The sequence below is a fragment of the Methanobacterium sp. genome, from assembly GCA_039666455.1.
Classification (GTDB): domain Archaea; phylum Methanobacteriota; class Methanobacteria; order Methanobacteriales; family Methanobacteriaceae; genus Methanobacterium_D.
In genome coordinates this window covers 1-14132 of the sequence record JAVSLW010000041.1, presented here as the reverse complement: position 1 = coordinate 14132, position 14132 = coordinate 1, and the positions used below count along the sequence as shown (strand labels likewise).

Sequence of the window (14132 nt, the reverse complement as noted above, 5' to 3'; positions counted from 1 at the left end):
AGGATATAATCTTATCTAAAAAAAAGGAAATTGTGACTGATAGATGGTATGTTTTGGCCCTATGTTGTCTACTGCACCTTTCAATCAAAAATTATTCACTGTCCATATATCAATCCTTTAATATAATCCACGACTGCCTGGATGTAGGCCATTATTTGATCTAAAATCCCTCCAGACTGACTAACCTGGCTTGAAACATTTTGAAGCTGTTGTTTAAATTCTGCAAGATCAGCCTGAACTTTCTTGGAATTTGAAATGGCATCTGCAATCTGCTGGGCCTGCTGGTCGTTTATATTAATGTTCATATTGTTTGCAATGTTAATTACAATTATCTTAATTTGAGCTGGATCCTGTAAATCCTGTTTTTGAACTTCATTTTTAACCTGTTCAAAAAGATCAGCGATTTTATCCGGATTTTGACCGGTTTGATTTGCTATTCGTTCAGAGGTATAAAGCTCTTCTGTTGCTGCCTTTTTAGCACTTTCAGGGATTGGTGTACCTACAGCAACTTCATAAGATTTTAATACTCCAGTCAAAGCAGCTTCTCCAGAGGATTGAACTGGGGCCGTGACCACAACATATCCATTTTCAATTCCAGAGGATTTTAATGCATTTGCATACATTTTCGGTGTGACCACACCTATTTTATTTTTATCTACAATTATTTTTATTCCCTGATTATAGCTTAAGTCAACCATGGCACATGAAAATATCTGTTTTGAAGAATATGTTCTCCCAGTGATGCCTTTAGCTATCTGGTTTACCTCAGATGCTGTTATAACCTTAGTTGTAGCATCAGTAACTTTTTTATCAGTATGTGACTGGAAATAGTCCAGTGTTGAACTTTTCCATTGAGGATTAGCGTAAGTAGTTTCTCCAAATGTTATTGCAAACCCTGAAGCTCCGTATATGGGGTTTAAAGCCATTAATATGAGCAAAATTCCTGCTATCAGTTTTTTCATAAAACCACCTCTTTAAACTTCTTTTTATACGGTGCCTAATAAAAATATGGTTTTTGGATATGATTTTAATAGTTTCATTTATTATCAAAGTTTAGCCCAAAAGCACAACTCTACTTTCAAAAGCTTTATCCATAATTTCAAGGCCGCATTTATCTTTAACAGAATCTGCAAACTCATATATTTCCTGGTTTGAGGGCATATTTTCCCATTTTAATCTTCTTCTGGAATATCCTACAAACATATATGCTTTGATTTCAACAAAGTCAGGATTGCTTTTTTTAATAATATCTGCATATTTTTGAGCATTGTTCATATTGAAATCCTTAACACATGTCATTCTAAGCACTTTCCTGCAGTTAAAGCTTGAAAGCAGGTCAAGACTTTTATTTAGATTTTCCCAGCCATTTTTAATTTGAGGATTGCATAACTTTTCAAATATCTTTTTATTCGGTGCATCAAGAGAAATATAAAGCTGTGTAGGTTCTTCTTGTAAATTTTCAAGCTTTTCTGGAGCCATACCATTTGTAACCAGAAAAGTTGTAAAGTTTCTTCTGTGAAACTCCTTAATTAAACCATCAATTTCTGGATAAAGCATTGGCTCACCTGCAAGGGAAATTGCAGCATTTACGGGATCCTGTGACTCATCCAGCTTCTTTTTATTGGCATTTTCATTTCCAAAAAACCCGCAGAGAAGCTTTCTCTGGGCAGCTATGCATCCATCTATTATTTCCCCTGGATCATCATAATCTCCTTTCCACTGAGTTTCAGTAACTGAAAGATCTCTCCAGCAGAATAAACACTTTTGATGACAGAAAGGAATGCTTGGAGACATTTGCAGACATCTATGGCTCTCTATACCATAAAATTTTTGTTTGTAACATTCTCCCTCATCTAAGATACTTTTTTTTGTCCAGTGACACACTTTAGCTGCAGCATGCCTGTTACTGCCAACAAATCGGTATCCCATTTTTTCCAGTTTCTGGAGGTTCCAATCTGAAAGTGACATGGTCATGATATTACTCCCTGTTGTTTTATGAAATTTTGGCTTTGTAAAAATCCTGTAAGATGATGGGATCACTTATTTGAATATAGCAAAAATCAAGTGATTCCATGAATGTTTAGAGCTCTTTAATCCTTACAATACTGATTTTCCATTATAACACACCTTTAATGAAACTACCCCATGTTAAAGTAAAGTTAGCTTCAATAAAAGCACCTATAAGAATCAGGACCGATGCAATTATAAATAATACCAGAGATTCTTTAAATTCAGGGTAATTAATATTTAGTATATTTTTTAACTGTTCCTCCAAAGGCATGTACCTTTTGATGTCTAAAACATCCCTTATAATGTTTATAATTGTGCTTGCAAGCCTTAAACCAGCAGCACCGGCGATTACAATACCTGGAAGTTCGAATATTCCATGAGGTATTGTATAAATTATAAAATCTCCTATAGGAAATTTAGACGCCACATATCCAATAAAAAGGCCATTATAAGCCAGCAAGTATAATGTGGTTACTCCAACAAGGATTCCGCCACCATAAAGGTAGAATGCAATTTTTATGTTGTTGGTAAATATTGAAACAGTAGTGAGTTGAATCTGGCCCCTGCTAATGCTCTCTTTAAATGATCGAAACGTGCCGGCCATTATCGGGTCTACAAAACCTGCTAAAAAATAACCTGCAAACAGCGAGCCAAAAAATACCGCTGCAGAAATTATTAATAAAAATTCATTGCGTTTATACAGACCCCAAAAAAATCCGTGAAATTTTTCCTCATCTGAATATCTTCCAGAACGTCTTCTTAACATTTAAACCTCCTATCCAGTAGTTTTAGAGCTTCTTCTTTTGCTTTTTTCCTTTTTTTGGAGAATCTTTCAAAGAACTTTTTCATCATAGCTGCAGCCTTCATTTTACATTCGCCGCACATGATATTTCCACTTTTGCAATTATGATACAGTTCTTCCAGTTCTTTATCTGACCCTACAAGATGATACACCAATAACTCATAAACAGTGCATTCTTCAGGAATTCCGCCCAATTCACGCTGTTCCTCCAGACTTTCTCTTCCCCCAGATTTAGCAGATTTAATCTTCTTTTCTACAGTTTCAGGAGAGTCGCTTAAAAATATAGCTGTTTTAGGCTTGCTGCTTGACATTTTATCGCCTGTAAGTCCTGTAATAAACCTGTGATATGTTGAGGATGGCGTTATAAACCCATACCTGTTTTTAAACCTTTCTGCAATGTCCCTGGTAAGCCTTATATGGGGGTCCTGATCAGGCCCTACTGGAACCACTGTTGGCTTTGGACCTCCGTATTCCTTAATTTGAGGATGCAAGATGTCAGCAACCTGAATTAATGGCACGTACATGTGAGCAAGATTGGTGCTTCCTGAAAAGCCGTAAATTGCTTTCATTTCATTGAAATTAACTCTTTTTGCCAGTATATATGCTAAATCTCCCACAATTCGGTTTTCAGATTGAAGGTAAATATTTATATTTTCTTTTTCAAAGTCCAGACCCAGTGCAATATAGCTGGTTATGTATTCTGAGATTGCAAGCTTCCTTGACTCTTCAAAATCAATTCCTCTTGCAGAATATGCTTCCATGTCAGCAATAGGGATGTAAATATCTGCCCCCTTTTTCTGATACCATATAAGTTGGTCTACAATCATTTTATGGCCTATGTGCATTTTACCGCTTGGCATCATCCCACTTACAACTGCAAATTCTTTTCCTTCCCTCATGGCCTTTATTATTCTTCCATAATCCCTATGTCCAAATATTACACCCCTTTTCATTAAAATATGGGGGTCTTTTATCTCTTTTTTAAATTCTTCAAATGGTTTAATGCCAAATTGATCTGTTAATTTCTCATAATCGATTATGGCGGAACTCCATGGATCTATCAATTGACCACCTTTAAAATACCTCTTACAAATTTCAAGAGTTCATAAATAATATAATTTTTCATTTTATTAAAAACATCGTAAAGTCAGGCTATGGCCTGGTCCATTCAACATTATAGTATGTTATATCATTTTCCTCGTCAACTACAGCAAAAAGAAGCTTTTTATTAACGCCGTGAGCTACTCTAACATAGCTTGAAAAGTCTGAGGATTTGATTTCATAGTCTTCAGAAATCACTTTTACCAGATAATCAGAATGGCCGTTTCCAGGAGACTTTCCACGTTCATAAAGCCTGAATTCTGATCCATATTTGAACCCGGTCTTTACTATATAACCTCTATTCCTGAGGTCGCTATAGACCAGATATTTTGTTAATAAATCTTCCCTTCGAATTATTTGAAACATTTCTTCGATTGGAACCTTTTTTCCATCCCTTAAAATGCTTATTTTTTCTCCCTCTGCCAGATAGAGAGCTTCTATAAGTGAAAGCTGGAGCCCTTCCTTAATAATATTTCCATAGTGACTTTTCTGGTGAAGCTTTATTCCTTTTTTATCCCTGACAATAACTAAATTTCCAGATAGCTCTGAATTCATTGTTTCTCACCATAGATTCAATCATTTATTTTTCTATTATAGCATGTCTTCTTTTTAGGTCTATTTCTTTTTTGCCTAAACGAGCCATGAACTCTGCAATAAGCCCATCAAGGAACAGGTGAGCAGTATCTTCAAATAATGTCCCCATAGGCGTTAAATCATCATAATGGCCCTTTAATACATTGGATGTATAATATTTCCACGGTTCTTTGGTTTTACTTTCTATGTTTATCTTTACATCAAGGCTCTTGCTTAAAGTAGATTCCAGATTTCCAGTTATTCCAATAACCTTAGCAGATACCTCTTTAGCTGTTTCTGCTGCAAGTGTAACTGTTTTTGTTTCTCCAGAGCCAGATATAGCAATTAAACAGTCATTTTTTTTAATTGCAGGAGTTGTAACATCTCCAACCACGTGAACTGTAAAACCAAGGTGCATAAGTCTCATTGCAAACATTTTTCCAACAAGTTCAGATCTTCCAGTACCCACAATAAAGACACAGTAAGACTTCTGAATTATGTCTATCATTTTAGAGACTTCATTTTCATTTATTTTCCCTATAACTCCAAGGGCATGTGATGTTATTTCCTTAGCTGTCTTTTTTACGTATTTCATCTTAATTCCCTGATAATTCATATTTTAAGGCCAGTGATTCTAATACCTGCAAATTTAGCTCTATTTCTAAAATTGAGATTTATAAGTAAAGGAGTGATCTTTTCTACAATTCTTGCATTTTCAAGAGGACCACAATCTACAGCCCTAACACCGGGAATCTTTTCTGCAAGTGCCATCACTTCTTTTTTAGCTTCTGCATCATCACCAGATACTAAAATATCACATTCCACATTTTCATTCACATTTAACAGGCTTGCAGCACATACATTGTTAAAAGCAGATACAACCTTTACGTTTTTAGATAAAAATTCAGCAGCACGCTCAGCTGCAGACCCCTGCCAAACTTCTATATATTTCCTTGGATCTCCACCAATACAACCATCTAAAGGAACTGTAGCGTCAATAAGTATTTTTCCATCTAAATTATCCTTTATACTTCTAAGAGTAACAATCTGGGCTTGAATAGGAACTGTTAACACTGCAATATCACATTCTGCTGCTGCTTCATCATTGGTCATTCCAACAATATTTTTGATATCATCACCAGAAAACCTTGAATGACGTTGTTTGTCATTCAAGGTTTTATCTAACATATTTTTTATCATATCTACAGTATTTTCAGCCTTTTTAGTATCTCTCGATCCAATTATTACAGTTTCACCTGCTTTAACAAACCTTAATGCCAGTCCAATACCCTGATCTCCAGTTCCACCTATTACTGCAATTTTCATAAAAAACCTCCAAATTATAGTTAACTACTGAATGTTTTTAACCTATCACCCTATGATACTTTACTGAAATCTCCAATTATATTAATTACCTGATGTTTTTAACTTATACCCTGAATACATTACTGAATATAATTTTTCCATATAATTAAGGGTAATTATTTAGAATTGTATTCAAATGCAGGTTAAATATATTACGTTCTTCACCAGGCTTATTTCAGCTTAGAAATCTCTGTTTAAACTAATTATTTAAGGATAGATAAATATTCCTATTTAATTTTTCCAAAATTATAAGGGATTGATTCTGGATTTTTTCTATAAAAATCTCTTATTTAAATATTTAATAATTTATTCAGCCCATAAAATGAAATTCAGTTAATAATTCAACTTTTTAATGTAATCAAGACTTTCTAAAATTTCATCCTGCTTTTTAACCTCTATTACACATACGCCATCGAATTTTATCCTTTTTAGCCCTTTAAATAATGATTTAAAGTCTATGTTTTTACTGCCGATTGCATCGTGGTTATCAAAAGAACCGTCATTGTCACTTAAATGTATGTGCCCAATATTATCGTATTTAAGCATTTCATCAATTGATAAACCCATGCTATGGGCATGGCCAACATCAAGGGCCATTGAAACCCCTGTTTTTTGAGTTAGCTCATAAAGCTCTTCAAGACTCTTACAGATCATCCCATCCATTTCAGGCATGTTTTCGACGCATAATTTTATACCATATTCTTCAGCATGTTTTAAACATTCTTTAAGGGATTTAAGGCTGCTTTGCATTAATTCATCCTTGAATTCCCTTACCAAAAATGCCATGTGTCCGGGATGAACAACCACCACAGAAGCATCTATTTTAGATGCCAGATCAATTGAATCTTTAATTTCCCTGACTGATGCTTTTCTTATGGATTCGTTTAAAGAGGCAATATTAATATCTGAAAGAGGAGAATGAACACTTGTTTTAAGATCATAAGAATTTATTAAATCTGAATCAATTTCATGATAAGGATATTCCATTATTATTTCAACATATCTTATTTTAATGCTTTCTATGTAATCCAGGATGTCTTCAATGGACATTGGAAATAGTGCCAGTGTTGATACTCCTATTTTCAGTTACATCACCTCAAAAATATTATTCGTTCCTTATCCTTGCTTCTATGGGAATACCTGTTTTAATGGCATCCAGTATAATGGCTGCAAGTTCAATGTCTTTTTTAATTTTTATGGTTCCCTTTTTACCCACAGTGGCAGTAAATATGTAGTCACCATCCACTAAAATGTCAAAAGGTGTTCCTATGTTATCCTTCCCAAAATTAAGAACCACATAATTTCCTGCAATTTCAACATCCACGCCAAATTTTTCCTCAATCTGTCTTACCTGGAATGGTTCAACACCAATACTGATTCCAATTCGTTTTTCAACCTCTTCAATGGTCTTTCCCTTTTTACCAATGAGTCTTGGAATATGTTCTTCGTCCATCCAGACTGTAGCACGTTTATCAGATTTCATATCAACTTCAATGTATGCACCAGGAACGGTTTTTTTAATTTCCTTGATTATTTCACGTTCTGCAATTTTTTGAACCGGTGTTTTTTCGTAGGATGTTGCCTTAACTTCCATTACAATTGTTTGTTCACCGTATGTGTATATCTCGTTTACAAGGTCACCGGTGTCAAAATCTCTGATTTCTATCACTGGCCTTGCCAGATCTGCTTCTATCATCCCGCTTGGAACTTTCACAGTCAGTGAAACATCATATACTGCAGCAACATTCCCATTGTTAATGAAAATAGTTGTATCAACAATTGAAGGTATAATTCCAAGTTCAACTCTTCCAATAACCCTTTGAATAGCATCTATAGGTCTTGTAGCGTGCACAACACCTATCATCCCTACTCCTGCAAGTCTCATATCTGCAAATATCTTAAAGTCCCTTGTTTTTCTTAATTCGTCATAGATTGTATAATCTGGACGCACAAGGAGTAAAATATCTGCTGTTTTTTCCATACTACGTTCTAAAGGGGCGTATTGTGTAATTTCTGCCCCTACCTGAAGATCTCTTGGAGATTCCATTGTTTTAACAACTGAATTAAGGTCATGACTGTAAAATTCTGCAACTGCCTGGGCAAATGTAGTTTTTCCAGCTCCTGGTGGCCCTGAAATTAGTATACCTTTAGCTCTTTCCCTTAACCTTCCAATAAGTTTATTTGGAAGGCTGTAATCACTTAATGAGACCTTTGCTACAGGTCTTACAACTGTAATTTCAAATCCATCAGAAAATGGAGGCCTTGCAATGGAAATACGATATTCTCTAAACTGTACAACTGTAGCCCCTTCTCGCTCTATTTCAATAAAGCTTTTAAAGTCACTCTTAGCTCTTTCAACAATTTCTCTGGCCATGCCCTCAATTTCAGGATATGATAAGGGTTTTGAGCCTATTTTTGTAAGTTTTATGTTTCCAGGTGTCCCTTTCTTTGCCATTGGAACCACGTCCTCTTTTAAATGGACAGACATGGTGTTTTTATCGAAATACCTGGTTATTTGCAGATCTTTATATTCAACCATTTCTGGTTTTAGATAAATCACTTCAAGCCCATGGGCTTTTGCCACTTCCATCTGGACTTTATCACTTGTAATCAGGGTTGCATCGTTATCCTGAGCTGTATCTCTGATCATTGCATCTATTTCTCCACCCCTTGCAAGAGAAATCTGCTCAAGTGTTGGTCTTTTTCCAACATATATCAGGTCAATCTTACCTTCACTGTATAATTCCTGCAAGTTTTTTAATTCTTCCAAACCATTGAACCCTGTTTCTCTTCCTCGATTTGCCTGGTTTTCTAATTCAGATACAACTGCTTCAGGGATCACTACTTCACAGCCTTTAAATTCATCTTCCTGAACTATCTTGGTAATTCTCCCATCTACAATAACACTGGTATCTGGAACTATTCTCATTATTTTTCTCTCCATAACTTTTTAAATTAAATAACAATTAATTTTAACCTTTATTATATACTTCATCAGGATCAAAAACCCTATTTCCTACAATTTCCAATTTACCATCTTCCAATTTCCTGAAAAAGCATGACTCATACCCTTCATGACATGCTCCACCCTTTTGACTTATCTTCAAAAGAATAGCATCCTCATCGCAGTCTACAAGTATTTCATGGACTTCCTGGAAATTACCAGAGCTTTCACCTTTGAGCCAGATTTTTTGTCGTGAAGTACTCCAGTAATGGGCTTTTTTTGTCTCCACAGTCTTTTGGAATGCTTCCCGGTTCATATATGCTGCCATTAGAACTTCATGTGTTCTATAATCCTGGGCTATTGCTATTACAAGTTCCTGGTCTCCTGCTTTGTGTCTGAAATTTAAATTACATTCAGTACCCATATAATCATTCCATTAAATTTCATCCTTTAATTCCTGAGATATGGTGTCTATGTCGACCAATCTTTGATCTCCAGATTCCATGTTTCTTATTGTAACTTTTCCTGCTTCAATATCTCTTGCTCCAACCAAAACGACATATTTTGCCCCCAGGTTATCAGCATATGTCAATGATTTCTTTAATTTTTTTCTTGCAAGGTCAACATCAGTGGAAATTCCATTTCGTCTTAACTCCTGGGCTATTTTAAATGCATGTTCCCTCATATCAAAGGATAATGGAGCTACAAATGTATCTACATGCCCGTCAACTGGAATAGCTGCTTCCTGTATTTTGAGGGCTTCCATAACCCTGTCAAATCCAAAAGCAAATCCTGTGGATTCTACTGGCTCACCGCCAAATATCTCTATTAAATTATAGGTTCCCCCACCACTTATTTGTTTTTGTGCTCCCAGGCCACGGACATAAATCTCAAACACAATTCCAGTGTAATAATCCAATCCCCGTGCTATTCCGAGATCTACAACGTAATCAGTAAATCCAAATGTTTCAAGAAGATTTAAAAGTTCTTCAAGATCGTCCAGGGATTTAAAAGCACCTTTACAGTTTTTAATGATGTTTCTAACTTCATCTATAACTTCATTATGTCCTTTAATTCCAATTAATTTTAAGAGGATCTCTTTAAGTGATTCAGGAAATTTTGGATTATTTAAAAGGTTTTTAAGTTCTTCTACATCTCCTTTATCAATTAAACTCATTATCTGCTCCTCGCTGCTATCAGGAATATCTGCGTCTTTTAAAAGGCTTCTGATGATCCCGAGGTTTCCAATGTGAAACTCATAATTTTTTAAGCCCATTTCATCAAGGGCATGAGCTGCCATTGCCATAACTTCTGCTTCAGCTTCTGGAGATTTCCCTCCAATAAGTTCACACCCAAATTGCCAGAACTGTCTGAATCTTCCAGCCTGCGGCCTTTCATATCTAAAACAACTGCCGAAATAGTACATTTTAATTGGTTTTACACTTTTTTGAAATTTATTAAGATAAAGACGTGCCACTGGAGCTGTTAATTCCGGTCTGAGTGCTAAATTCCGATTTCCTTTATCCTTAAAATGATATATTTCTTCTTTAATTGCTTCTCCAGATTTTTCAGTGAAAAGTGTTAAATCTTCAAATAAGGGAGTTTTAATTTCTCCATAGCCATATCTTTCAAATACATTTCTTAATATGGTTTCAACATGTTTTCTCTGTTTCATATCCTTAAATAAGAAATCACGTGTTCCTCTGGGTCTTGATATTTCCATTAGCTTCACCTTGCGAAATTCATAGATAAAACATAATTTTAAGAAGTAATATTTTTTGTGCGTCTTAATTTATTTCTTTATCTTTCAATCAATAGGTTCCTTTTTATTATTTTAAATTTTAGGGTTTATATCATTGATCGTGATCCCTGTTTAAAAAGTGCAATATTAAAACAACTTGAAGTTATTTAAATTGTAAATGGTAAATGCTTTCAGTTTATAAGTTAATTATTTATCCTGTATTTGTCTCCCAAATATCTATAAAATGAATGAAATTTTATATTTGCATTAAAAAAGCATGAAATTAAAGTCGTTGATCCATATAAAAGAATTTATGAATTAGGGATCGACGATAACAATGTATTTATGGCAGAAAAGTTAAAATTAGACTATTTTAGGATTGAAATCTACCTGTGATAGATAAATATATATGCACAAAAAAGTTAAAAAATAAACTAATTTCAGCGCTCAAAAAAACTGAAGATTTTTTTGGCGTTGAAGGAAACTCTCAAACCGAAGGTTTTTGGAGCACAAATCGAAAGATTTGTTAGCTCCGTTTCCTGAACCGCAAAACTATGTTTTTGCTGGCCCCAAAAATTCTTTGAATTTTTGAGGGATTGAAATTCCTTTAAAAATATGGTGAAAAAATGATAGAAATGATAAAAGGTTTGTTTGATGTACAAAGACCTGAAAACGGAATAAACATAATTTCCCAAACCTGGCAATACACACAAACAAAAAAAGTTTATAAATGGGTTAGAAACTCTATCTGCAACACTAATGATGAGATGTGTGACAGAAGATCTTTTATTATGGGTCTAAAAAAGAGGTAGATGAGTTAAAATCAACCATTTCAAGATCAAAAGATAACATTTCATTCATAATATTTTAAATATTCTCCAACCATTTTTGGGAATGATTTTGCACTTAAAAACCTTAATCCAAGTCTTTCTGCCCAAACTCTGATACCTTCATCTGCTGCTACAACACCTGCACCCAATTCCTTGGCCAGAAGGAGCACATCCAGATCAGGAGCGCTGTCAAGGGTACCTTTTCTTAATGCAGCCCTGTATTTTTTCCTGAAGTCTTTAATTGCAGATCCAATAATTTCAAGCTCAATATCTGATTTTTTATTTCCTTTGGATAACATGACCATTGACTCTACAGCAGTTTCCCATAATGCATTTTCGGATATTCTCATTCCTTTATTCATCCGCTCCCTCATATCCTGTACATATTCATAAAATATTTCAGAGGGGATTTTGGTTTCGTATCTATCAGGAGTTTTTTTGACGATCCATGTCTCAGTTTTCACCAGTACTTCTTCAGGGCATTCATATCTGGTTAAATAATTTATAAGTTCTTTATATGTTATTGGAGGCATGTGACAGCTCATGTTAAGCTTTATCCGTGACTTGGCAATTAGATCTATCAGTAAATTTACTGTTTCTGTCAGGCTTTCGTTTCCAAATTCTTTTCTAAGCTGCATATCTGTAAATGCAGTTGTATCCAGAACAAATCTTTGCTTTACAGCCATCAAATTTCTCCTCTATTTTCAAACTTTAATGTTTCTCCCATTTAATACACCAATCTTTATTATCTGATACAATATAAAATATTCTATTGATATGTTCATAAGCAGATTAAAAAATCAATTAAGATTAAGAGGATAAAATGATAACTGGTAAGACCAACGTTACTGGAATAATTGGAAATCCTGTAGAGCACAGTTTATCCCCACTAATGCATAATGCTGCTTTTAAGTATTTAGGCCTTGACTATATCTACGTGCCTTTTTTAGTGGCTGAAAATGCTCTTGAAGATGCAATAATGGGGTCAAAATCTTTAAACATAAAAGGGCTTAATGTGACCATTCCCCATAAAACAGAAGTTATTAAGCACCTTGATTCTGTAGATAAAATTGCAGAGCTTATCGGTGCTGTTAACACCATTAAATTCAATGGAAATCACGCCAAAGGATTTAACACAGACGGTATTGGTGCTGTTAAGGCCATTGAAGAAGTTAGCACTGTGAAAAATAAAAAAATTATTATTTTAGGTGCTGGAGGAGCAGCACGTGCCATTGCATTTCAAATACTCCTTGAAGGTGCAGGATCACTTGTAATTGCAAATAGAACTCCTGAAAACGCCCTTAACCTTCAAAAAAATATTGTTGAAAAACTGAATTTAGATGTTAAAACTGCAGATTTTGGTAAAAGGCTTGAAAATGAGCTTTTAGATGCTGATATTCTGATTAACACCACTCCCATTGGAATGTATCCCCATACTGACGATGAACCGATTGTTAAATCAGAGATGATGCATGAAAATCTCATTGTTAATGATATTGTTTATAATCCCTTGAAAACAGGTCTACTAAGAGAAGCTGAAAACTGTGGAGCAAAAACTGTATCTGGCATTAAAATGTTAATTTATCAGGGAGTTGAAGCCTTTAAAATATGGACAGGGATTTATCCTCCCGTAAGTATCTTTGAAAATGCTCTAGTGATGAGTAGAAAATAGAATAAATTTTTTACAGATAAGCTCTCTGAGGCAATTCTATGAAAGATCTGATTATTACAGATAACCATATACATGTTGACCCTTTAAACGGCGAAGGTCCTGTTGAAGTTGCTAAAAAATTCCAGAGGGCCGGAGGAAATGTTATGATCATTCCAAATAAACCCACATGGACTGCCCGAAGATCATGTAGCTTTAATGAGGCTATGGAGCTTGTCATAAAATGCGTGGGTAAAATAAATGCCGGGGTTGATGTAAAAGCGTTTGCAATTGTTGGACCTCATCCTGCAGAACTTTCAAGACGCATTGAAAACTGTATGGAACTTTCCATCGCTGAAAAAATGATGAGAGAAGCTCTGGAATCAGCGCAGAAACTGGTACTGGAAGGTGAAGCCATTGCAATGGGGGAAATAGGGCGGCCACACTATGAAGTTTCAAAAGAAGAGCTTGAAGTCCACAATAAACTTATCCTGTACGCAATGGAACTTGCTGCAGATGCTGATTGCGCTTTACAGCTCCACACTGAAAGTGCTGGTGAAAAACAGTTTTTAGAATTTGCTGAAATGGCTGATAAAGCAGGAATTGATAGAAAACGGGTCATAAAACATTTCTCAGGGCCTCTTGTTAGTGAAGAGGAAACCCATGGTTTAACACCATCTTTAATTGCAACAAGAAGCGTTTTAGTTGAGGGATTAAAAAAGGGAAATAATTTTCTAATGGAAACAGATTACCTTGACATGAAAAGCCGTCCAGGGGCAGTTCTCGGTCCAAAAACAGTTCCAAAACGTACTAAAGAGCTTTTAAGGGACGGTATTTTAACTGAAGAAGATGCTTACATGATTCATGTTGAAATGACTGAAAAAGTTTATGGAATTTCTGAAAGAGTACTATGATTTCTATAAGTCATTAGATGAATTTTCAGATTAATACTTAAATCAAAGGGTTAAATACTGTGAAAACATAATTATAATAAATAATGAAACCAGAATTAGACAAAAACGATGAAAACCGTAACTAAATCCTATAAATATAGAATATATCCGAATAAAGAGCAACAGGATATATTAGAATTTAATATGGGCAGCGCACGCTTTGTT

15 protein-coding genes are annotated in these 14132 nt (G+C 34.9%); 3 read left to right on the top strand and 12 right to left on the bottom strand.

Annotated features, from left to right (window positions below):
- Positions 1-95: 95 nt before the first annotated feature.
- From PQ963_10205 to hisS, 11 genes are all read right to left on the bottom strand, one after another.
- Positions 96-962 (bottom strand): DUF1002 domain-containing protein, encoded by an 867-nt coding sequence (locus tag PQ963_10205; protein MEN4030030.1) that lies wholly within the window; start codon positions 960-962, stop codon positions 96-98.
- 91 nt (positions 963-1053) lie between these two features.
- Entirely contained in the window at positions 1054-1968 is a 915-nt protein-coding gene (gene twy1 / locus PQ963_10200) for a 4-demethylwyosine synthase TYW1 (protein MEN4030029.1), read from the bottom strand.
- Positions 1969-2116: 148 nt separating this feature from the next.
- Positions 2117-2776: a stage II sporulation protein M gene (locus PQ963_10195; GenBank protein MEN4030028.1), complete on the bottom strand. Its 660-nt coding sequence runs from the start codon at positions 2774-2776 to the stop codon at positions 2117-2119.
- Positions 2770-3876 (bottom strand): tryptophan--tRNA ligase, encoded by a 1107-nt coding sequence (locus tag PQ963_10190; protein MEN4030027.1) that lies wholly within the window; start codon positions 3874-3876, stop codon positions 2770-2772. The genes PQ963_10195 and PQ963_10190 overlap by 7 nt, the downstream gene beginning before the upstream one ends.
- Before the next feature lie 88 nt (positions 3877-3964).
- A complete protein-coding gene (endA, locus tag PQ963_10185; protein ID MEN4030026.1) occupies positions 3965-4468 on the bottom strand; it encodes a tRNA-intron lyase in 504 nt (167 codons plus the stop codon).
- Positions 4469-4493: 25 nt separating this feature from the next.
- Positions 4494-5081, bottom strand: coding sequence for a 6-phospho-3-hexuloisomerase (hxlB, locus tag PQ963_10180; protein MEN4030025.1), 588 nt, complete (start codon positions 5079-5081; stop codon positions 4494-4496).
- Between the two features lie 17 nt (positions 5082-5098).
- Complete coding sequence (gene npdG, locus PQ963_10175; GenBank protein ID MEN4030024.1) at positions 5099-5812, bottom strand: NADPH-dependent F420 reductase; 714 nt, start codon at positions 5810-5812, stop codon at positions 5099-5101.
- 372 nt (positions 5813-6184) lie between these two features.
- Entirely contained in the window at positions 6185-6901 is a 717-nt protein-coding gene (locus tag PQ963_10170; GenBank protein MEN4030023.1) for a sugar phosphate isomerase/epimerase family protein, read from the bottom strand.
- Positions 6902-6956: 55 nt separating this feature from the next.
- Positions 6957-8780 carry a PINc/VapC family ATPase gene (locus tag PQ963_10165; protein MEN4030022.1) on the bottom strand — a complete coding sequence of 608 codons (1824 nt, stop codon included), beginning with the start codon at positions 8778-8780 and terminating at the stop codon, positions 6957-6959.
- 43 nt (positions 8781-8823) lie between these two features.
- The gene (gene hisI / locus PQ963_10160; GenBank protein ID MEN4030021.1) at positions 8824-9219 is read right to left on the bottom strand and encodes a phosphoribosyl-AMP cyclohydrolase; all 396 of its coding nucleotides are present in this window, start codon (positions 9217-9219) and stop codon (positions 8824-8826) included.
- Between the two features lie 12 nt (positions 9220-9231).
- The gene (gene hisS / locus PQ963_10155) at positions 9232-10518 is read right to left on the bottom strand and encodes a histidine--tRNA ligase (GenBank protein MEN4030020.1); all 1287 of its coding nucleotides are present in this window, start codon (positions 10516-10518) and stop codon (positions 9232-9234) included.
- Between the two features lie 644 nt (positions 10519-11162).
- Between hisS and PQ963_10150 the strand changes: the two genes are divergently transcribed.
- Positions 11163-11348, top strand: a complete 186-nt coding sequence (locus tag PQ963_10150; protein ID MEN4030019.1) for a hypothetical protein — start codon at positions 11163-11165, stop codon at positions 11346-11348.
- A 41-nt stretch (positions 11349-11389) separates the two neighbouring features.
- Here the strand turns inward: PQ963_10150 and PQ963_10145 are convergent, their stop codons facing one another.
- Complete coding sequence (locus PQ963_10145) at positions 11390-12052, bottom strand: RNA ligase partner protein (protein MEN4030018.1); 663 nt, start codon at positions 12050-12052, stop codon at positions 11390-11392.
- Between the two features lie 137 nt (positions 12053-12189).
- Between PQ963_10145 and PQ963_10140 the strand changes: the two genes are divergently transcribed.
- Together PQ963_10140 and PQ963_10135 are read left to right on the top strand one after the other, a co-directional pair.
- On the top strand, positions 12190-13038 hold the full coding sequence (locus tag PQ963_10140) for a shikimate dehydrogenase (protein MEN4030017.1): 849 nt from the start codon (positions 12190-12192) through the stop codon (positions 13036-13038).
- A gap of 38 nt (positions 13039-13076) precedes the next feature.
- Complete coding sequence (locus tag PQ963_10135; protein MEN4030016.1) at positions 13077-13928, top strand: TatD family hydrolase; 852 nt, start codon at positions 13077-13079, stop codon at positions 13926-13928.
- Positions 13929-14132: the final 204 nt, after the last annotated feature.